General features: G+C 68.8%; 21 protein-coding genes. 13 read left to right on the top strand and 8 right to left on the bottom strand.

The window, feature by feature from the left end; translation table 11 throughout:
- Positions 1–19 precede the first annotated feature (19 nt).
- The 5 genes from tolB (at position 20) to OXR60_RS05225 (ending at position 3,515) form a co-directional block, all read left to right on the top strand.
- Positions 20–1,408: a Tol-Pal system beta propeller repeat protein TolB gene (tolB, locus tag OXR60_RS05245; RefSeq protein ID WP_267394720.1), complete on the top strand. Its 1,389-nt coding sequence runs from the start codon at positions 20–22 to the stop codon at positions 1,406–1,408.
- Between the two features lie 53 nt (positions 1,409–1,461).
- The gene (pal, locus tag OXR60_RS05240) at positions 1,462–1,983 is read left to right on the top strand and encodes a peptidoglycan-associated lipoprotein Pal (RefSeq protein WP_267394719.1); all 522 of its coding nucleotides are present in this window, start codon (positions 1,462–1,464) and stop codon (positions 1,981–1,983) included.
- Positions 1,984–2,160: 177 nt separating this feature from the next.
- Positions 2,161–3,066 (top strand): SPFH domain-containing protein, encoded by a 906-nt coding sequence (locus OXR60_RS05235; RefSeq protein WP_267394718.1) that lies wholly within the window; start codon positions 2,161–2,163, stop codon positions 3,064–3,066.
- A 4-nt stretch (positions 3,067–3,070) separates the two neighbouring features.
- Positions 3,071–3,280 carry a toxin-antitoxin system HicB family antitoxin gene (locus OXR60_RS05230; protein ID WP_267394717.1) on the top strand — a complete coding sequence of 70 codons (210 nt, stop codon included), beginning with the start codon at positions 3,071–3,073 and terminating at the stop codon, positions 3,278–3,280.
- A complete protein-coding gene (locus OXR60_RS05225; protein ID WP_267394716.1) occupies positions 3,273–3,515 on the top strand; it encodes a hypothetical protein in 243 nt (80 codons plus the stop codon). The genes OXR60_RS05230 and OXR60_RS05225 overlap by 8 nt, the downstream gene beginning before the upstream one ends.
- A 127-nt stretch (positions 3,516–3,642) precedes the next feature.
- Here OXR60_RS05225 and OXR60_RS05220 read toward each other — a convergent pair whose 3' ends face one another.
- The 3 genes from OXR60_RS05220 to OXR60_RS05210 all read right to left on the bottom strand — a co-directional run bounded on the left by OXR60_RS05220 (position 3,643) and on the right by OXR60_RS05210 (position 6,719).
- Entirely contained in the window at positions 3,643–4,515 is an 873-nt protein-coding gene (locus tag OXR60_RS05220; RefSeq protein ID WP_267394715.1) for a S1/P1 nuclease, read from the bottom strand.
- Positions 4,516–4,615: 100 nt separating this feature from the next.
- Entirely contained in the window at positions 4,616–5,545 is a 930-nt protein-coding gene (locus tag OXR60_RS05215) for an isoaspartyl peptidase/L-asparaginase (RefSeq protein WP_267394714.1), read from the bottom strand.
- 16 nt (positions 5,546–5,561) lie between these two features.
- Positions 5,562–6,719 carry an acyltransferase gene (locus OXR60_RS05210; RefSeq protein ID WP_267394713.1) on the bottom strand — a complete coding sequence of 386 codons (1,158 nt, stop codon included), beginning with the start codon at positions 6,717–6,719 and terminating at the stop codon, positions 5,562–5,564.
- Between the two features lie 62 nt (positions 6,720–6,781).
- Between OXR60_RS05210 and ispG the strand changes: the two genes are divergently transcribed.
- From ispG to OXR60_RS05195, 3 genes are all read left to right on the top strand, one after another.
- Positions 6,782–7,924, top strand: a complete 1,143-nt coding sequence (gene ispG / locus OXR60_RS05205; RefSeq protein WP_267394712.1) for a flavodoxin-dependent (E)-4-hydroxy-3-methylbut-2-enyl-diphosphate synthase — start codon at positions 6,782–6,784, stop codon at positions 7,922–7,924.
- Between the two features lie 200 nt (positions 7,925–8,124).
- Positions 8,125–9,012 (top strand): DMT family transporter, encoded by an 888-nt coding sequence (locus OXR60_RS05200; protein ID WP_267394711.1) that lies wholly within the window; start codon positions 8,125–8,127, stop codon positions 9,010–9,012.
- Positions 9,009–9,479, top strand: coding sequence for a GNAT family N-acetyltransferase (locus tag OXR60_RS05195; RefSeq protein ID WP_267394710.1), 471 nt, complete (start codon positions 9,009–9,011; stop codon positions 9,477–9,479). Before OXR60_RS05200 ends, OXR60_RS05195 begins: the two co-directional genes overlap by 4 nt.
- Before the next feature lie 9 nt (positions 9,480–9,488).
- Here OXR60_RS05195 and OXR60_RS05190 read toward each other — a convergent pair whose 3' ends face one another.
- The 4 genes from OXR60_RS05190 to OXR60_RS05175 form a co-directional block, all read right to left on the bottom strand.
- On the bottom strand, positions 9,489–10,172 hold the full coding sequence (locus tag OXR60_RS05190; RefSeq protein ID WP_267394709.1) for a TIGR02466 family protein: 684 nt from the start codon (positions 10,170–10,172) through the stop codon (positions 9,489–9,491).
- Between the two features lie 27 nt (positions 10,173–10,199).
- Positions 10,200–10,778 carry an inorganic diphosphatase gene (ppa, locus tag OXR60_RS05185; protein ID WP_267394708.1) on the bottom strand — a complete coding sequence of 193 codons (579 nt, stop codon included), beginning with the start codon at positions 10,776–10,778 and terminating at the stop codon, positions 10,200–10,202.
- 21 nt (positions 10,779–10,799) lie between these two features.
- Positions 10,800–12,731, bottom strand: a complete 1,932-nt coding sequence (locus OXR60_RS05180) for a peptidase M61 (protein WP_267394707.1) — start codon at positions 12,729–12,731, stop codon at positions 10,800–10,802.
- A gap of 77 nt (positions 12,732–12,808) precedes the next feature.
- Entirely contained in the window at positions 12,809–13,456 is a 648-nt protein-coding gene (locus OXR60_RS05175) for a DUF1345 domain-containing protein (RefSeq protein WP_267394706.1), read from the bottom strand.
- A gap of 51 nt (positions 13,457–13,507) precedes the next feature.
- Here OXR60_RS05175 and hisS point away from each other — a divergent pair, with 51 nt between their 5' ends.
- The 5 genes from hisS to OXR60_RS05150 all read left to right on the top strand — a co-directional run bounded on the left by hisS (position 13,508) and on the right by OXR60_RS05150 (position 18,605).
- Complete coding sequence (gene hisS / locus OXR60_RS05170; RefSeq protein ID WP_267394705.1) at positions 13,508–14,758, top strand: histidine--tRNA ligase; 1,251 nt, start codon at positions 13,508–13,510, stop codon at positions 14,756–14,758.
- Positions 14,755–15,831 carry a peptide chain release factor 1 gene (gene prfA, locus OXR60_RS05165; protein WP_267394704.1) on the top strand — a complete coding sequence of 359 codons (1,077 nt, stop codon included), beginning with the start codon at positions 14,755–14,757 and terminating at the stop codon, positions 15,829–15,831. The genes hisS and prfA overlap by 4 nt, the downstream gene beginning before the upstream one ends.
- A 17-nt stretch (positions 15,832–15,848) precedes the next feature.
- Entirely contained in the window at positions 15,849–16,682 is an 834-nt protein-coding gene (gene prmC / locus OXR60_RS05160; protein WP_267394703.1) for a peptide chain release factor N(5)-glutamine methyltransferase, read from the top strand.
- Between the two features lie 263 nt (positions 16,683–16,945).
- Positions 16,946–18,019 (top strand): DUF4167 domain-containing protein, encoded by a 1,074-nt coding sequence (locus tag OXR60_RS05155; protein WP_267394702.1) that lies wholly within the window; start codon positions 16,946–16,948, stop codon positions 18,017–18,019.
- A gap of 157 nt (positions 18,020–18,176) precedes the next feature.
- Positions 18,177–18,605: a CBS domain-containing protein gene (locus OXR60_RS05150; protein ID WP_267394701.1), complete on the top strand. Its 429-nt coding sequence runs from the start codon at positions 18,177–18,179 to the stop codon at positions 18,603–18,605.
- 27 nt (positions 18,606–18,632) lie between these two features.
- On the opposite strand, the gene OXR60_RS05145 is transcribed toward OXR60_RS05150, so the two are convergent.
- Positions 18,633–20,126 (bottom strand): lipopolysaccharide biosynthesis protein, encoded by a 1,494-nt coding sequence (locus tag OXR60_RS05145; protein ID WP_267394700.1) that lies wholly within the window; start codon positions 20,124–20,126, stop codon positions 18,633–18,635.
- Positions 20,127–20,348: the final 222 nt, after the last annotated feature.

Below are 20,348 nucleotides of genomic sequence, written 5' to 3'. Positions count from 1 at the left end.
GCGAAAAGGATTTGGGAGGATGCGTATGATCCGGTCGTTGCTTGTCGCGCTGAGCGTCACCGTCGCCATGCCGGCGCTCGCGCAGGAAGCGCCGCCGCCGGCGTCCGGCGCAGGCCAGGCGACGACGCCGCAGGACCAGGGGCCGGCGCCGCTCGAGGTGTCGGTGACCGGCGGCGTCTCGGCGCCGATGCCGATCGCGATTCCCGCGATGCCGACCGCGCAGGTCGTCTCCACCGCGGCGGGCTCGACCGACGCGCTCGGCCGCCAGCTCGCCGACATCATCGGCAACGACCTGCGCAACTCGGGGCTGTTCACGCCGCTCGGCGCCGGCCAGCTGCGCCCCGTCGGCTTCCCCGAGGTCAACGCGCCGGCGTTCGACTATTGGGGCGGCACCGGTGCGCAGGCGCTGGTCCAGGGCTATATCCGCGCTGGCGGCGACGGCAATCTGACGGTCGGCTGCTATTTGTACGACGTCTCGTCCAAGGTGGAGCTGACCCGCCAGGGCTTCGTGGTGCCGCCGTCGGACTGGCGCCGCGCCGGGCACAAATGCGCCGACATGGTCTACGCGCGGCTGACCGGCGAGGGCCCTTATTTCGACAGCCGCGTCGTCTATGTCTCGGAAACCGGCCCCAAGGCCAAGCGGGTCAAGCGGCTGGCGATCATGGACCAGGACGGCGCCAACCACCGCTTCCTTACCAACGGCCAGTCGATCGTGCTGACGCCGCGGTTCGCGCCGAACCAGCAGTCGATCGTCTACATGAGCTATGAGAACAACCGGCCGTCGATCTACGTCTACGATCTCGGCTCGGGGCGCCCGCGCCGGGTGGTGCAGAATGCCAGCCTGACGTTCGCGCCGCGCTTCTCGCCCGACGGCCGCTGGATCCTGTTCTCGATGGCGCAGAACGGCAACACCGATCTCTACCGCGTCTCCAGCCAGGGTGGCACGCCGCAGCGGCTGACCACCTCGCCGGGGATCGACACCGGCGGCAGCTATTCGCCCGACGGCAACCGCATCGTCTTCGAGAGCGATCGCTCGGGCGGGCAGCAGCTTTATGTGATGAACGCCGATGGCTCGAACCAGCAGCGGATCAGCTTCGGCGGGGGCCGCTATGCGACCCCGGTGTGGAGCCCGCGCGGCGACCTCATCGCCTTCACCAAGATCGCCGGCGCGTTCCGGATCGGCACCATGTCGTCGTCCGGCGGCAACGAGAAGCTGCTCACCAACGCCTGGCAAGACGAGGGGCCGAGCTGGTCGCCCAACGGCCGCGTGATCACCTTCTTCCGCTCGGGGCAGGGCGGTTCGGGCAAGGCGGATCTGTGGGCGGTGGATCTCACCGGTCAGGTCGAGCGCAAGATACCGACTCCGCTCGACGGGTCGGATCCGGCGTGGGGCCCGCTGCGGCCTTGAGCGCGTTACACCAGGGTTTCGGGGGCGAAACGATCACTACGGGAGATATGATGATGGCCAAGCTTACCACCACCTTGCTGACCGCCGCGGCGCTTGCCTCGCTCGCGGCCTGTGCGCACAAGCCCAAGCAGCTGCCGCCGCCGCCGGTCGACAACAGCCAGCCGCTGCCCGACAGCAGCGCCTCCACCGGCAATACCGGCGGCGCGATCGTCCCTGGCTCCGACGCCGATTTCCGCCGCTCGGTGAGCTCCAACACCGTCAACTTCGACGTCGACGTCTATGACATCGACCCGACCGCGCGGGCGATCCTCGACAGCCAGGCGCAGTGGCTGCAGCGCTACCCCAACGTCCGCGCCACCGTGGAGGGCCATTGCGACGAGCGCGGCACCCGCGAGTACAATCTCGCGCTCGGCGATCGCCGCGCCAACGCTGCCAAGAACTACCTCGTTGCCAAGGGCATCGATCCTTCGCGGCTGACCACGATCAGCTATGGCAAGGAACGCCCGGTGGCGATGGGCTCGGACGACAGCAGCTGGGCACAGAACCGTCGCGCCGTGACGGTGGTACTCAACTGAGCTGACGCGGGCGGGCGATCCTGCGTCCGGCAGGATGCGCCTGCCCGATGCCGTCGTCGCCCGGATACGTTCCGGGTGACGGGGTGTTTGGATGATCGCGGCTAGCTTGTTGCCGAGCCCCTTGCGACGGGCTCCAATCCGATATAAATGTGATATCACTTCCCTACGGAGGGTGAGATGACGAACGCGGAAATTGGCGGCGTGAACGGGCTCAGCAGGTCGGGCGAGCGGGGGGCAACGACGGCGAGCGGCTATCCCTTGCTGCTCGGCATCGTGGCGGCGGCCGTGGTGGGCGGCATCGGCATCGCCAGTATCGATCGCGCGCCGGTCATGGGCGTGTTGTTGCTGATCGCGGGCGTGCTCGCGATCGCGCTGATCGCGCCGGGCTTCTACATGCTTCAACCCAACCAGGCCGCGGCGATCACGCTGTTCGGCAGCTACAAGGGCACCGACCGTCGCACCGGGCTGCGCTGGGTGCTGCCGTGGCTCGCCCGCCGCAAGGTCTCGGTACGCGCCAACAACATCATCTCCGAGCGAATCAAGGTCAACGACCTGCGCGGCAATCCGATCGAGATCGCGGCGCAGGTGGTGTGGCGGATCATCGACACCGCGCAGGCCTTGTTCGACGTCGACGATTATCGCGCCTTCGTGCTGGTGCAGATCGAGGCGGCGGTGCGGACGATCGGGTCGCGCTACGCCTATGACGATATCGAGCATCTCGAGGTGACGCTGCGCGGCCATCACGAGCAGGTCGCGGCCGAGCTGCGCACCGAGCTGATCGCGCGGCTGGTGGTCGCCGGCATCACCGTCGACGAATGCGGCTTCACCCATCTCGCTTATGCGCCCGAGATCGCGCAATCGATGCTCCGCCGCCAGCAGGCCCAGGCGGTGGTCGCGGCGCGGCAGACGCTGGTCGCCGGCGCGGTGGGGATGGTGGAGATGGCGCTGGAGCAGCTCTCCGCGCGCCAGGTGGTGGAGCTCGACGACGAGCGTCGCGCGGCGATGGTGTCGAACCTGATGGTGGTGCTGTGCGGCGAGCGCGATACCCAGCCTGTGGTCAACACCGGCACGCTCTACCAATAGCGTCGTGACGACACCCCCGCGCAAGGCCTTTCCACTGCGTCTTGATCCCGCGCTCTACGCCGCGATCGAGCGGGCGGCGGCGAGCGACCTGCGCAGCGTCAACGCCCAGGTCGAATGCCTGCTGCGCGAGGCGCTGGGGCGGCGCGGCGTGACGCTCGATCCCCCGGCGCGCGCGCGGCGCGGCCGGCCACCCAAGGAGGATGGCGATGAGTGATGGACAATGGTTCGCGTCCAAGATGTTCGGGCTGGGGGCAGGGCTGCCGATCGCCTGGCAGGGCTGGGTGCTGCTCGGCGGCTACCTTGCCATCGTCGCTGCCGGTGCGCGCTGGCTGGCGCCGCGGCACCCGGCGGCGTTCGGGGCGGTGATGGTGTTCGTCACCCTCGCGCTGATCGCGATTGCCGCCCAGCATACCCGCGGCGGCTGGCGATGGCGCTGGGGCGGGGAGTGACGGCGTCAGCGACCGATCTGAACCATCTCACCGTTCGCGCTGAGCTTGTCGAAGGGCATGAGTCTCACCGTGCTTCGACAGGCTCAGCACGAACGGTATCGGCCTTGGCGTAGCGGGACCGGTGGGTTCAGCCGAACGCCTGATCGAGCAGCTTGGCGAGACGCAGGCCGCCGCGCTCGACTTCGAGCCGCGCGACCGGGACAATGCGCTCGATCGTCGCTTCGTCGAGCGTCACCTTGGCCGGCGTCGGGCCGCACGGATCGCCCTTGAGCGCGCTCGCGTAGGTGACGTCACGCGCGACCTGCCAGGATTCGCGGCTCCAGTCGGCGACGGTGCCGGCGGCGATCTTGGCCTTCACGCCTGCGGGGTAGCGTCGCACCAGGCTCGGCCCGGTGGTGATCGCGCGCTCGGCGAGCGTGCCATCCCAGATCGAGTGGAGATTGAAGCGGCGCGGGCTGTAGTCGCCATAAGCGGCGGCGACGTCATTGCCGCCCTTGTCGCCCTTCTCGCCGGCGTGAAGCGGCTGGTGAAGATCGCCGACGAAGTGGATCAGGAACACCAGCGCCTGGACGCGTTCCTTGGTGGGCGTGTGCTTGTTCTTGAGCAGCGCCAGATCGCGGGTGATCTGCGCGGAGACGCAATTGCCGTCCTTGCAGGCGTCGGCGAGCGTGAACGGCTGGCAGATGTTCACGTCCTGGAAGTGCCAGTTATAGGCATAGCCAAAGCGCGATTTGCCGTCGGCGTTCTTGAGCGGCTTGACGCAATCGGCCCAGGTGCTCGCGCCCTCGATCGTCGTCGCCGGGCAGCTCGGGGTGTCGAGCTGGCCGCTCTGCGCGAGCAGGCGCTGCACCGCGACACGGGTGGCGGGGCGGACATTGGCCATGGCGATTTGCGCCACCGTCTCGTGGCCGAACTCCCAATAGGCCTGGGCGGGGGAAGCAACGATCAGCGCGGCAGCGCTGGTGACGGCGGCGGCGGCAAGCCGGGAAAGCAACTTCATGCCCGCGCCTTAGCGGCTGGCCTGGCCGCCGCCAACGGGCCGGCCGGATGACTTTCCTGTCATCTGCCGCGGCCAAGTGCCTGTGGGCAGAAGCGCCGTGCTATTCGTCGCCGTAAATCGCTACCTGCCGTGCGCCCTCGGCGGTAGCCAGGCCGCGGTACATGCCGGGGGTGGTGAAGTGCCACACCGGCGCGATGCCGGGCGCGGCGACGATGACGCCGCCGGTGCCGCCGAGCGCCTGGATGTCCGCCATCACCGCCGCCGCCGCGGTTGCCGGCGATTCGCCGAGCAAGCGGATCCGCGCGGCGATCTCGTGGCCGGCGCCGGCGCGGATGAAGAACTCGCCCGAGCCAGTGGCGGAGACCGCACAGGCGCGATCGTCGGCATAGGTGCCCGCGCCGATCAGCGGCGAATCGCCTACCCGCCCCCAGCGCTTGCCGGTGACGCCGCCGGTGGAGGTGGCGGCGGCGAGGTGGCCGGCGGCATCGCAGGCGACCGCGCCGACGGTGCCATATTCCATGTCGACGTCGAACGTGGCCTTGCCGCCGGCCTGCAACTCGTCGAGCTGGCGGCGGCGCTCGGGCGTGGCGAACCAGGCGGGGTCGGCCTGTTCGAGCCGCTGCTCCAGCGAGAAGGCGTCGGCGCCGGCGCCGATCAGCAGCACGTGCGGGCTCGCCGCCATCACCGCACGCGCGAGGCTGACCGGATGGCGGGTGCGGCTCACCCCGGCGACCGCGCCGGCGTCGCGGCCGCGGCCGTCCATGATCGCGGCGTCGAGCTCATTGGTGCCGCCATGGGTGAAGCAGGCGCCGCGCCCGGCGTTGAAATGGGGATCGTCCTCGAGCACGCGCACCGCCGCCTCGACCGCATCGAGCGCGATGCCGCCGGCGGCGAGCAGCACGGTGCCGGCATCGAGCGCGGCGCCCAGTGCGGCACGGGCCCCGGCGTCGGCCTCCGGCGTCGTGCGCGCGCGGAGCAGCGCGCCGGCGCCGCCGTGGATCATCAGGGACCAGCCGGGGGAAGGGGGCATGAGGATGTCCAGCACGTCAGATGGTGGAAGGGGTATTCGCCGCGCGCTTCGCCGGGGCGTCGCCACGCAGGCCGATCAGCGGCCGCAGCGGCCGGATCGCGCGGCCGACGAGATAAAACAGCCAGCAGCCCGCCACCGTGCTCGCGACCAGGATCGCGAACTCGGCCGCGGCGGGCAACGCGGCGGGGAGCAGCGCCCACATCACCACCACGATCACGGTCTGGTGGATCATGTAGAAGGGGAAGATGGCCTCAGTGAGCATCGGTCGCCAACGATGGTCGCGGTTCCACCAGCGTTCGGCGATGCCGATCAGCGCGACGATCCCCGCCCATTGCTGGGTGGCATGGGCGGCGCCGTAATAGCCGTAGACCCAGCGCGGCGTGGGTGTCGCCGGCCAGCCGAGCTCGACCGCGGCGATGAAGCCATAGCCGAGCAGGGCGAGCCCCGCAGCGAGCGGCCACCAGCGGCCGATCGCCGCCATTGCGGGCTCGGAACGGGCAAGCCCGAAGCCGAACAGGAAGGCGGGGAAATAGGTGATGTGCGCGATCCAGTCGTCGAGCAACGCATGGGTCTCGCCGACCATCGGAAACCAGCGGGCGTGGACGCAGACAAGATAGCCGATCGGCAGCCACAGCACCGCCGCGGTGCCGAACAGCCGGTCGAAGCCGCGCTGCAGCGCCGGCAGGCGGATGGTAACGGTGCCGAGCGCCAGCAACGCGGTGTAGATCCACAGATAGCCGACGAACCACAGATGGTTCCAGGTCGGCAGGCCGATCCCGCCGAGCGTGCCGAAGCTGAAGAAGTCATGCGTCCAGAACGGCCAGTAGCCGCCGGCATAGCCGCGCTTGGTGACCAGCTCCACCCAGGGCTGCGGCGGCACCACCACCGCAACGCCGAACGCCAGCGGCACCAGCAGGCGGTAGCTGCGGTTGCGGAAGAAGCCCGCGGTGCCGCTCGACCGGCGCAGCAGCGCGCGGCTGGCATAGCCCGAGACGACGAACAGCAGGCTGAGGCGCCAGGCGTTGGTGGCGAGCATCGGCACCGTCGCCCATTGTTCGACATGCACGGATTTGACGTGGAAATTCCATGGCACGAACACCATGCCGATATGGTAGAGGATCAGCAGCGCGAAGGCGCCGATCCGCAGCCAGTCCATGCCATAGTGCCGGGCCATCGCGGTGCCTTTGAACTGCCACGTTGGCGTTGTATAGGGCTGGCGCTGTAGAGGGTTAGTTCATGTCACTTCGTCCTTGGCGCGATATCGTCCGCCGCCCGAGCCGCCAGATCATGGTCGGCAACGTTCCCGTCGGCGGGGGTGCGCCGGTCACCGTCCAGACCATGACCAACACGCCCACCGAGGACGTGCGCGCGACGGTGGACCAGATCCGCCGCTGCGAGGAGGCGGGCGTGGACATCATCCGCGTCTCCTGCCCCGACGTCGAATCGACCGCGGCGCTCAAGCAGATCGTGCGCGCCTCCCGCGTGCCGATCGTCGCCGACATCCATTTTCACTACAAGCGCGCGCTGGAAGCGGCGGATGCCGGCGCGGCGTGCCTGCGAATCAACCCGGGCAACATCGGCTCGGCGGCGCGGGTCAAGGAAGTGGTGGACGCCGCCAAGGCCAATGGCTGCGCGATCCGCATCGGCGTCAACGGCGGCAGCCTCGAGAAGCATCTGCTCGAGAAATATGGCGAGCCGTGCCCCGATGCGCTGGTCGAGAGCGCGATGGATCACATCAAGCTGCTCCAGGATCACGACTTCCACGAGTTCAAGGTCGCGGTGAAGGCCTCCGACCTGTTCCTCGCGGTGGCGGCCTATCAGCAGCTCGCCGAGCAGGTCGATTGCCCGCTCCACCTCGGTATCACCGAGGCGGGCGGGTTCGTCGGCGGCACGGTCAAGTCGGCGATCGGGATGGGCAGCCTGCTATGGTACGGCATCGGCGACACCATCCGCGTGTCGCTGTCCGCCGAGCCCGAGGACGAGGTCCGCGTCGGCTTCGAGATCCTCAAAGCGCTCGGCATCCGCAACCGCGGCGTCCGCGTCGTCTCCTGCCCGTCATGCGCGCGCCAGGGCTTCGACGTGATCCGCACCGTTCAGGCGCTCGAGGAGCGGCTCCAGCACATCCGCACGCCGATGAGCCTCAGCGTGCTCGGCTGCGTCGTCAACGGCCCGGGCGAAGCCCGCGAGACCGACATCGGCATCACCGGCGGCGGCAACGGCAAGCACATGGTTTATCTGTCGGGCGTTACCGACCATCACGTCCAGGACGCCGGGATGATCGATCACATCGTCAATCTGGTCGAGGCCAAGGCGGCCGAGATCGAGGCGGCCGACCAGGCGCTGGCCGCGGTGGCACCGGAGGCGGTCGCGGCGGAGTGAGGCGGGGCGGGCTTGAGAACTCCCTCCCCAGATCTCATCGCTGTCCGTCATCCTAGCCAAAGCTGGGATCTTGGTGGGGCGCGCAGGGACAGAGCCGCTTGAGACCCCAGCTTTCGCTGGGGTGACGGGTAGGATGAGATCCCGGCGATAGGCGTCCGCCACAGGTGACCTGGCCGCCGCAGGCCGCTAAGCCCGCTCGCATGCGTCCTTCCGCCCGCCTCGCCTTTGCCGTCGCCGCCGTGGGAATCGCGATCTATTCGGCGATGGACGCGATCATGAAGGGGCTGTCGATCGCGAGCGGCGCCTATGATGCGGTGCTGTGGCGCTCGCTTGCGGGCGTGGCGCTGATGGCGCCGGTATTCCTGCTGCAGCGACGGCCGTGGCCCGGCCGTGCGGCGCTCAAGCTGCACCTCGCGCGGGGCGCGACCGGCGGCGCCTCGGTGCTGCTGTTCTTCTGGGGGCTGGTCCGCGTGCCGATGGCGCAAGGCGTGGCGCTGACCTTTCTCGCGCCGCTGATCGCGCTGTTCCTCGCCGCGGCGACGCTTGGCGAGCGCATCCGCCGCGGCGCGATCGGCGGCTCGCTGGTCGCCAGCCTCGGCGTGCTGGCGATCGCCGCGGGCGAGGTCCGGGCGCGGGCGTCGGACGAGGTGGTGCTCGGCAGCCTCGCCATCCTCGTCGCCTCGGTGCTCTACGCCGGCAGCCTGATCCTACTCAGGCGCCAGGCGCAGGCCGCCGACCCGCTGGAGGTGGCGCTGTTTACCAGCGTGGTGCTGGCGGGGCTGATGCTGCTCGGCGCGCCGTGGCTCGGCAGCCTGCCGACGACGGCGCAGATCCCGGCGATCCTCGGTGCCGCCGTGCTCGGCTCGATCTCGGCGCTGGCGCTGGCCTGGGCTTATCGCCACGCCGAGGCGCAGGTGCTGGCGCCGGTGGAATATACCGCCTTCGTCTGGTCGGCCCTGTTCGGCTTTCTGGTGTTCGGCGAGCATGTGTCGCTGTTCACTACCGCCGGCGCGGCGCTGATCATCGGCGGCTGCGTGATCGCGGTGCGCGATCCCGGGCCGGGGCCGCAGACGGAGGCCGGGGCATGATCCGCGCCGCGACCCCAAGCGACGTGCCGGTGATCCTCGGCTTCATCCGCGATCTCGCCGCCTTCGAGCGTGAGCCCGATGCGGAAAAGGCGACCGAGGCGAGCCTGCACGCGGCGCTGTTCGGCGACCGGCCGGCGGCCGAGGCGGTGATCGCCGAGGATGGCGCGCCGCTGGGTTTCGCCTTGTTCTTCCACAATTTCTCGACCTGGACGGGCAAGCGCGGGCTGTATCTGGAGGATCTCTACGTGACTCCCGCGACGCGCGGGCGCGGCGTCGGCACGGCGCTGCTGCGCCATTTGGCAGGGATCGCGGTGGACCGCGATTGCGGCCGCTTCGAATGGTCCGTGCTCGACTGGAACGCCGATGCAATCGCTTTCTACCGGGCGATGGGCGCGGTGGGGCAGGAGGAATGGACGGTCCAGCGTGTCGAGGGCGTTGCGCTCGCGCGGCTTGCGGGACGCGACTAGGCGGTCCGTTCAGCCCTTCACGTCGATGTTCATCGCGATCGAGATGCGGTCCCCGGTGCCATGATGCGGGCGGACGCCGTGGCGCACCCAGGCGGGGAAGAGGACGAGGTCACCGGCGCGGGTGAGCAGGCGCTGCTCGACCGGCTGCGGCTGGCCATCCACCCCTTTGAGCCGAAAGCCTGGGAGCCGCATCAGCGGTACGGGAAAGCGCGGATCCTCGAAGAACAGTTCGCCGCCGGGATCGCCGTCCGCGGGTGGCGATCCCATGTCGACGTAATAGACCGCCGCCCACAGCACGCCGGGATGGGCGTGGCTCATGTTGAGCGCGCCCGGCGGCGAGACATTGGCCCACATCCGGATCGTCCATTCCACCGTGGCGGGATCGCGATCTTCGAAATGCGACAGCCGCTTGGCGGCCTTGATCGCGAGATCGGCAAGCTTGGCGGCGGCGGGGCCGCCCCAGTCGAGCATGTCGGTGGCGCTATGCCAGCCGCCGACGTTGGAGCGGTTGAGGCCGGTGTCGGCAGCGGCGCGGGTGCGGATCGCGCGGCGAGCGCCGCGGTCATGCCCTCGGCGTGGCTGAGCTGGCCATGGAGGATCGGGGTTTCGAACATCCCGACCTGCGCGGCGCGGACGCGGATCGCATCCAGCGCCGCGCAGGTCGGGGGTAGAGGCGGCAGGGGCGTTGGTCATCGACTCATTCCCCACCGGGGGCGTGCCTCAGCGACCCGCCATGTCGTCCTTGTTCATCGGATCGTCGCCCTTGGCCTTTTCGGCATTGTAGCGCTCGATCGCCTCGATGGTGATCTGCCGTGCTTCCGCGGCATCGCCCCACTTGCCGACGCGGACCCACTTCTTCTTCTCGAGGTCCTTATAGTGGGTGAAGAAGTGCTCGATCTGCTCGAACACGATCTCCGGCACGTCGCCGCGGCCACCGACGTTCGAATAATAAGGGAATACCGCGTCGACCGGCACGCACACCAATTTCTCGTCGCCGCCGGCCTCGTCCTCGAGGTTGAGCACCGCGATCGGCCGGGCGCGGACGACGCAGCCCGGGATGAACGGCGAGCGGGCGATCACCAGCGCGTCGAGCGGGTCGCCGTCGGGTGACAGCGTGTGCGGCACGAAGCCATAGTTCGCCGGGTAACGCATCGGCGTGTGCAGGATGCGATCGACGAACAGCGCGCCGCTGGCCTTGTCGAACTCGTATTTCACTGGCTCGCCGCCGGTGGGAACTTCGATCACCACGTTGAGGTCGTCGGGCGGATTCTTGCCCGTGGGAATCAGATCAATGCGCATAGTTGGTTCCTGTTCACGAAATCAGCGCGGCATTAGCAGCTTGTCGAGGCCGCCATCACCGTTCCCTACCTTCTGGAGGCGCGGATAGCGGGGGCCGCCATGATAGTCGATGGCAAGGTCGCGGAAGCGTGTTCCATTCTTGACCAATAGATGGATCGGCTCCTTGGAGGTCTTGGCCGCGAGGATCGCTGCCTTGATCCGCTCCGGGCTGAACGCCTCGCCGTTGACGCCCTGGATCTGGGTGCCGATATCGATCCCCGCCTTGAACGCAGGCGAATCCCAGATCGAGGCCGAGACCTCGCCTTCCTTGTTGATCATCAGGCCGAGCGAATAGGTCACGTCGGTGCCGCGGGTCTTCTCGAGGCCGGTGAAGTATTTGGTGGGTTCGGCGGTGTAGACGAGCTTGTAGCCGTTCATCGCGAAGCCGTTGACCGGTGCGGGCTGGCCGGTCTCGGTCAGCCGGCGGTTGAGGAAGCCGGCCCAGTCGTACGACACGATGCCGTTGAGCGTCGCGGCGACATCGTCGAACGTATAGGTGAGCTCGCCATAGTCGCCGTCGCGCACGCCGAAGAAGGCGCGGGCGAAATCGTCGATCGACTTGGTGCCGCCGGACTTCTGGCGGAGCATGGCGTCCACCTCCATCCACACCATCAGGCCCTCGTTGTAATAATCCTCGGAGCGCTGCCAGCTGGTCCAGCCCTTGGGCCGGCGCTGCGAGATGATCGGATCGTTGGTGGTGTCGACCAGGTCGCGCCACTGGCGGGCCGGCGCATTGTCGTAATTGCCGGCGATCGCGGCATAAGCGTCGAGCGTGTCCTGCTTGGAGACGAGCCCCGAGCGCGCCTGGAGCACATAGCCCCAAAACTGGGTCTGGCCTTCGTAGACCCACAGCAGCGAATCGCGCATCGGCGCGCGGAAGTCGGGCGTCCACAGATCGGCGCCGCGGCGGAACTTGCCGTCCCAGCTATGGGTGAACTCGTGCGGCAGCAGGTTGCGCGCCGGCGCGTTCTGGTCCCATTCGGTGAAGTAATTGGGGCGGCTGCCGTCTTCCGAGCTGCGGTGATGCTCGAGGCCGATGCCGCCGAGCTGGTCGGACAGCGAGACCAGGAAGTCGTAATGGTCGTAATGCTGGGCGCCGAAGGTCTTCACCGCCTGGTCGACCAGGCGCTTGTGCGCATCGATCTGCTCGGGCGTCGCGGCGAGCTGCTCGGGGCTGTCGGCGAAGACGTCGAGATTGACCTTGGGGCTGAGCGGCCAGACCTTGCCGTAGCGGCCGGCGAGCACCGGCGAATCGACCAGTATCTCGTAATTGGTGGTGTCGTAGGTGTAGACCGAGCCCGCCGCGCTCTGGCTGTGCTTGGCCGGCACCGCGCCGGCGGCGGTGAAGCCCGCCGGGAAGGTCGCCGTCATCTGGATCGGGATCTGGCGGGTGAAATAGCCGGCCGGATACAGGCTCACCGAATTGGGCTGGAGGCTGACCAGATTGGGGGTCATCGTGATCCGCCCCTGGTCGCCCTTGGTGGCGGAGATGAACTGGAAGGAAACGTCGAGCCGCTTGGCGCCGGCGGGCACGTCGACGTGGAAGGCGAACACGTCGACCGGATCGCGCGTCCACGGCACCACGCGGCCATTGGCGCGGACCACCAGCCCGGCGACCTTCTCGATCTGGCCGGTGGGCGAATGGTTGCCGGGCAGCCACTTGGGGAAGAGCAGCGCCATCGGCCCGCTCTTGGCGACGGGGATCGTTTCCTTGACCTGGAAGATGCCCCGCTCGGTGTCGGTGGCGTCGACGTCGAGCCGGATCGTGCCGCCGGGATAGGCGACGTCCTGGGCCTCGGGAATGGTGTCGACGAACGGCACCGGCTGGGGGGCGGTGTTGCCGGCGGGCACCTGGGCGAGGGCAGGGGATGCAGCGGACACGAGCAAGGACGCGACGAACAGCTTGGCGGTCATGGAAGGCTTTCGGTCAAGAGAATGCGCAGGTGTTAGAGCGGCAGAAAGGGCAGTCGTCCAGCCCTTTGCCGTCGCGTTCAGCCGCCGCCGATGACGTTGATGGTGAAGGCGAGCACGCCGAGGTTGAACACGAACGCCGCCAGGCATTGCCCGATCGCCACCCGGCGCAGCTGGCGGGTCTTGATCGACACGTCCGAGGTCTGGAAGGTCATCCCCAGCGTGTAGCTGAAATAGAGGAAGTCCCAGTAATCGGGCTCGTCGCACTCGGGGAAGTCGAGCCCGGCGGCATCCTTGCCGTCTGCCTCGCTGTAGAACAAATGCGCGTAATGCAGCGCATAGACCATGTTGGAGAACAGCCAGGCGAGCGCGAGGGTGGCGATCACCAGCCCGATCGCGATTGCATCGTTCTTGCCCTTGAGCTCGGCCGCGACCGCGACGAGGATCACGATCATCGTCACCCCGGTGATGCCGAGCAGCACCGCGCGATTGGCGTCGTTGCCGCGCGCGGTGCGGCGCATCTTCTCCGCCTCGCCGTGGCGGAACAGCGTGGCGAGCGACACCAGGAAGATGAAGGCGGCGATGTCGAACGCGGTCATCGTGCCGCGGCCCTTGCCGAGCAGCGGGATCAGCCCAGCCAGCCCTGCGGCGAAGAGCAGCGCAAACATCACGAACCGCGGGGGCGCGATGCGCTTGCCGATACCCCAGAAACGTTGCTGTGTGGTCATGGCGGCTAGCGCTAGCGCTTCGGGCGCACCTCGCCTAGATACCCGCCACTTATGGCCCGAATAGAGACCCCGCGGCGCGTGCGCGGCACCCAGGATATTGTTGGCGACGAGCAGCGTCGCTTCGCGCACGTGCTCGCCACGTTCGAGCGGGTTCGCGCGCTCTACTGTTTCGCGCGCGTCGACGTGCCGGTGTTCGAATCGACCGACGTGTTCGCGCGCTCGATCGGCGAGACCACCGATGTCGTCTCCAAGGAGATGTACACCTTCCCCGATCGCGGCGGCGACATGCTCACGCTGCGGCCCGAATTCACCGCCGGCATCGCCCGCGCCTTCCTCACCGAGGGCTGGCAGCAGCATGCACCGATGAAGATCGCCACCAGCGGCGCGGTGTTCCGCTACGAGCGGCCGCAGAAGGGCCGCTATCGCCAGTTCCACCAGATCGATGCCGAGGTGATCGGTGCCGCCGAGCCCGCCGCCGATGTCGAATTGCTGGTGATGGCGGATCAGCTGCTGCGCGAGCTCGGCATTGCCGACGGCGTGACGCTGCAGCTCAACACGCTGGGCGATGCCGCGACGCGCGACGCGTGGCGCGATGCGCTGGTGGCGCATTTCGAGAGCCATCGGGCCGACTTGTCCGAGGACAGCCTGACCCGGCTCGAGAAGAATCCGATGCGGATCCTCGATTCCAAGGACCCGCGCGACCGGCCGATCGCCGATGCCGCGCCGGACATCGATGCCTATCTGACGCCCGAGGCGCGCGCCTTCTTCGATGCCGTCACCGCCGGGCTCGACGCCGCCGGCGTCGCCTGGACGCGCAACGCGCGGCTGGTGCGCGGGCTCGATTATTACCGCCACACCGCGTTCGAGTTCGTCACCGACCGGCTCGGCGCGCAGGGTACGGTGCTCGCCGGCGGCCGCTATGACGGGCTGATCGGCTCGCTCGGCGGCGCGGAAACGCCCGGGGTCGGCTGGGCGGCCGGGGTCGAGCGGCTGGCGATGCTGATCGACGAGCCAGCAGTCGAGATCCTCGACGTGGCGGTGATTGCCGAGGATGCTGCAACGAGCCAATCGGCGATGGCAACGACGGCGGCCCTGCGGCGCGCGGGACTGAGGGCGGAAGTCGTCGTCACTGGCAGCCCGCGAAAGCGGTTCGATCGCGCGCTGAAGCTGGCGCCACGGCAGATCGTAACGCTCAGGCAGGCGGACGACGTGATCGGATTCTCGCAGAGGGGCTATGGCACGGAGACTGCGGAGATCGATCGCGTCGCCGCGATCATCGAGCCGCTGCTGGCTGGCGCATGACCGCCATCTCCCCCGATCGCATCGCCCAGATCGAGGCGCGCCGCGACGAGCTGCAGGCGCTGATGGCGACCGGCGAGCTGCCGTCCGACCGCTTTGTTCAGGTCTCGAAGGAATATGCCGAGCTCGAGCCGGTCGCGCAGGCGGCGGGCGAGGTGCGGCGGCTGCGCCAGGAGGCCGACAGCCTCGCCTATATGGCCGAGGATGCCGACGACGATGAACTGCGCGCGATGGCGGCCGAGGAGCTGCACGACAATCGCGCCGCGCTCGAGGCGGCGGACCGCCGGCTCGCGCTCGCGCTGCTGCCGCGTGACGCCGCCGACGAGCGCGCCGCGATGCTCGAGATTCGCGCCGGCACCGGCGGCGACGAGGCGGCGCTGTTCGCCGGCGACCTGTTCCGCATGTACCAGCGCTATGCGGAAGGGCAGGGCTGGCGGGTCGAGCTGATCTCGTCGTCGTCATCGGATGCGGGCGGGTTCAAGGAAGCGGTGGCGAGCGTGACTGGCCAGGGCGTGTTCGCGCGGCTGAAGTTCGAATCCGGCGTCCATCGCGTCCAGCGCGTGCCGGCGACCGAAGCGGGCGGGCGGATCCACACCTCGGCGGCGACGGTGGCGGTGCTGCCCGAGGCCGAGGAGGTCGATGTCCGCATCGAGGACAAGGACCTGCGCATCGACGTCTATCGCTCGTCCGGGCCCGGCGGCCAGTCGGTCAACACCACCGACAGCGCGGTGCGCATCACCCACCTGCCGAGCGGGCTGGTGGTGATCCAGCAGGATGAGAAATCGCAGCACAAGAACAAGGCCAAGGCGATGAAGGTGCTGCGCACCCGGCTGTACGAGGCCGAGCGCGAGCGGCTCGCCTCGGAGCGGGCGGGCGCGCGCAAGTCGATGGTCGGCTCGGGCGACCGCTCGGAGCGGATCCGCACCTATAATTTCCCGCAAGGCCGCGTCACCGATCACCGCATCAACCTGACGCTGCACCGGCTGCCCGAGATCATGCAGGGCGAGATGGGCGAACTGATCGGCGCGCTGATCGCCGAGGATGAGGCGGAGCGGCTGGCCAGCCTCGATGCCTGAGGGGCAGTGACAGGATCGTGGCACCGGACCCCGTGACCCTCCACGCCGCGCTGGCCGAGGCTGCCGCGCGGTTCGGCTTCTCCGCCACGCCCCGGCTCGATGCCGAGCTGCTGATGGCACACGCGCTCGGCATCGTGCGAAATCGGCTGCTGCTCGATCTCGATCGCCCGGTGCCGCCCGGGTTCGCGGCGCTGGTCGCGCGCCGGGAGGCGCACGAGCCGATTGCCTATATCACCGGCAGCCGCGGCTTCTGGAGCATCGACCTTGCGGTCGGCCCCGGCGCGCTGGTGCCGCGTGCCGACAGCGAGACCCTGCTGATCGCTGCCGCCGCGCATTTCGGCAGCGGTGCGCCGGCAAGCGTGCTCGATCTCGGCACCGGCCCCGGCACGCTGCTGCTCGCCGCGCTCGACGAATGGCCCGCCGCGATCGGGCTTGGCATCGACCGCTCCGCCGCGGCGCTGGGCTATGCCCGCGCCAATGCCGCCGCGCTCGGCCTGCAAGGCCGGGCGCATGTCGCGATCGGGCACTGGGCCGCGGCGATCGACGCGCGCTTCGATCTGGTGCTCGCCAACCCGCCCTATATCGGCACGGCGGAAGTCCTGCCGGCCGAGGTCGCGCGCTACGAGCCGGGTGGCGCGCTGTTTGCCGGCGCCGACGGGCTCGACGACTATCGCCTGCTCGCGCCGCAACTCGCCCGGCTGATCGCGCCGGGCGGCTGCGCGGCGATCGAGATCGGCCACACCCAGGCGGCCAGCGTCACCGCGCTGCTCGCGGCAGAGGGGTTTGCCGTCGCCGTCCGCCAGGATTTCGGCGGGCGCAACCGGTGCCTTGTCGCCACACCTTGCAATTGAACCGCCGCACCCCAATATTTCACTTGTCGGACCGGCCCGCCGCCCGCTAATGATGAGACGGGGCACGCATCTTCACCATTGTTGGTTGAATAAAGGGCGATGGCCCGCATCCTTTGTCATGCAACCGCTGCTCCCGGCGGTCGCGGCAGGCTCGACCGCAAGCGCTTGGCGCCTGAGGCGATGCCCGAAGGATTGCACCGCGGTACCGGGAAAAGGCCAGACTTGGTTTTGAACACCACACACTCTGATCATGGGACATTAGCTTGATCAACAATCGGCAGAACGGCCGTCGTCGCGGTCGTGGCGGCAACAATAATAATAACGGTGGTGGTGGCGCTCCGCGTCAGGGTGGCGGCCAGGGTCGTCCCGACAATGGCAACCGGATCGACAGCCGCGCACGCGGCAATGCCAATCAGCTGTTCGAGAAGTACAAGAATCTCGCCAGCGATGCGCAGCGTCAGGGCGACCGGGTCAACACCGAATATTATCTGCAGTTCGCCGATCACTATTTCCGTGTGATCGCCGACCAGCGTGGCCGGTTCGAGGACCAGCAGCCGCGCCGCCAGCAGCCGTTCGAGCTCGATGGCGACGACGATTATGGCGACGAAGGCGAGCCGATCCGCGCCGGCGAGCAGGACGGCGACAGCCGCGACGACCGTCAGGAGCGCAACGATCGCCAGTCGCGCGATGACCGCCCGCGGGATGACCGTCAGGCCCGCGACGACCGCCCGGCTCGCGACGACCGCCAGGATCGCCAGCCACCGCGCCGCGCCGCGCAGGACGGCGACCAGCCGCGCCAGCCACGAAGCAATTGGGAAGATCGAGGCGGTAACCGGGAGGCTCCCCGCGAGGACCGTGCGCCGCATGAGGATCGCGTCGCCCGTGACGAGCGTGGTCCCCGCGAGGAGCGCGCCGAGCGTGCCCCGCGTGAGGATCGGCCCCGTGAGGACCGCCCCCGCGAAGAACGCCCGCTGCGCCGCCCGCGGTTCGAGCAGGAGCAGCCCGTCGAGGTCGCCGGTCAGCGCCGGTCGGATCCGCTCGCGGAAGGCGAGTCGCTGGTCGACCGCGCCGAGACCGTGCTCGAAGCCGATGCGCCGCTGCAGCGTCCCCGTCGCGGTCGGCCGCGGCGTGATGCGCAGCCGGTAGTTGCGGCCGATGGCGACGCCGGCGCGCCGGCGCCGCAGGCGACCGATGCCGGTGGCGAAAGCAACGGCTTCGAGGCCGATCGCCTGCCGCCGTCGCTCAACATCGCCGCGGCCAACGATGCCGAGGAAGCGCCCAAGCCGCGCCGTCGCCGCACCCCGCGCGCGACCGTGGAAGCACCCGCGGCGGAGTAATCCGCTGCCGGCATCCGCGGATGCCACCTGCGCCTAGATAGAGGGCCGGTCCTGCGAAGGGCCGGCCCTTTGTCATGGGGAGGGCCTGGACGCGCGAAGGCTTTGCCATGGCGCTGCAAACATGATCTCATCTCCCCAAACATAAGGAGAGGTCGAGATGACGATCGCAGCGATTCTGCGCGGCAAGGGTGATGCGGTGGTATCGCTCACCGGCGCGGCAACGGTGGCGCAGGCAGTGGCGCTGCTCGCCGAGCGACGGATCGGCGCGATGCCGGTGTTGGATGGCGAGGCGGTAATCGGCATCTTCTCCGAACGCGACGTCATCCACTGCCTCGCGGCCAAGGGCGCCGATGCGCTCGCCATGCCGGTGTCCGCGGTGATGACCTCGCCGGTGGAGAGTGTCGCGCCCGACCATGCGGTGCTCGGCGCGCTGTCGCTGATGACGCGGCGGCGGATCCGTCACCTGCCGGTGGTAGTGGAGGAGCGGCTGGTCGGCGTCGTCTCGATCGGCGACCTCGTCAAATTTCGCATCGACCAGATCGAGGCCGATGCGGCGGCGATGCGCGACTATATCCAGGGCAGTTGATCGGGCGGCACGGCGCTGGCGGGCTGCTCAGCCCGGCAGCGGCTGCTTGCGGATCACCTTGATCAGCTCGCGCATGGTCGCGCGCGCCAGCAGCAGCATCCAGCCGCCATAGACCACGGCGCCGATCGCGACGAGAACGGCGAGCCGCAGCGGCGGCGGGATGGCGGGCACCGCGGCCACCAGCGCGAGATCGGCGAGGTGGACGATGACGCCCATCACCAAGGCCGCGCCCACCGCGGGGGCGATCGCCGCCGCCAGCGCGCGCGGGCTCGCCCCGATCACCGGCAGCGACCGCCAGCTGCTGATCGCGAGATAGAGCGGATAGGCGGCCAGCCAGCTCCAGGCGAGGCCCTCGGGGCCCCAGCGCACCCCTACCAGGAACGCTGTCGCCAGGATCGCGGCGCCGCCGGCGCCGTTGCGCGCGGCGATGCCGGGGCGCCCCTGCGCGTCGCACGCGGGCGAGTAGAGCACCTGCAGCGTCATGAACGGCATGGCGAGCGCGAGCAGCCAAACCACTGGCACCGCGTCCGCCCATTTGGTGCCGAGCATGGTCAGCACCAGCGGCTCGGCGGTGGCGGCCAGGCCAAGATAGAAGGGCATCGCCGCGACCATGATGATCCGCACCGCGCGCACGAAGGCGGCGCCGATCGCCTGCTGGTCGTGCTGGATACGCGCATAGGCGCTGAACGCGACCTCGTTGAGCGGCGGCACGATCTTGGAGACGAACACCTGGGCGAGGAACAAGGCGGTGGTGTAGATGCCGAGCCGGTGGGGATCGAACCAGCGTCCGGCGATGAACACATCGGCCTGGCTCTGCAGGAACCAGAAGAATTGGCCGGTCGCCATCGCCCCGCCGAAGCCGACGAGGTGGCGGGTGCCGCGGAAATCGAAGCTCGGCCACATCAATGCGCGCGCGCCCCAGGTGAGCATGGTCGCCCTCACGAGGTAGAGCGCGAGCGGCGCGAACACCAAGGTCCACACGCCAAGACCGGCCAGCGCGCCGGTGAGCGCGGTCGCCGCGCCGGCCATCGCCCCGGCGATGTTGGCGGCGGCCTGGCGGCGAAAATCCATCCGCCGGCTGAGCAGGGCATAAGACAGCGCCGAAAATGGCGTCGTCGCGTACAGCAGTGCCTGGACGCGCAGCAGCTGCGCCACCTCGGGCTGGCGGTAATAGGCCGCGGCGAGCGGGGCGAGCAGCAATTGCGCCAGCGCCAGCCCGCCGTTGACGACAATGAGCATGCCGAACAACTGCCGGATGTGAAGCGGCGTCACCGTCTCGTCGCGGATCAGGCCGCTCGCGAGCCCATAGCCATTGAGCATGTTGAGGAACACCAGCACCACGCCGGTCATGGCATAGAGGCCATAATCTTGCGGGTTGAGGATGCGGATCACCAGGAAGGTCGCTACCCATTGTACGCTCTGGGCAAGGATCTGGCTGCCGGAGCGCCAGATCACGGCCCGGCGTACCTGGCTGGTCAGCGATTCTGCCGGTCGGCCGGCGTGATTCGTCGTGCTGTTCACCGGCACGGCGATAGGGGCCAGCTGTTCACAACCCGTAAAGCCGCAGAAAACCGCGGATTTTTCGGCTGATGTCAGAAATCTGCCAAAAAGCGTTTGACGGCTTTGGATCACCCCCCTAGAGGGACGTCACCGCAGCGACGGACCACACGGCTCGCTTCTCGGTCACCACAGATAAGGCGCTCTGATCGCCCTTCTAGCAAGGAGGGTTGGATAGAGCGTCGG

Source organism: Sphingomonas sp. GC_Shp_5, assembly GCF_026540855.1.
In the GTDB taxonomy this organism is placed as follows: domain Bacteria; phylum Pseudomonadota; class Alphaproteobacteria; order Sphingomonadales; family Sphingomonadaceae; genus Sphingomonas.
Note: the sequence above shows the minus strand (reverse complement) of the source record. Positions and strands in the feature narration are given on the sequence as shown.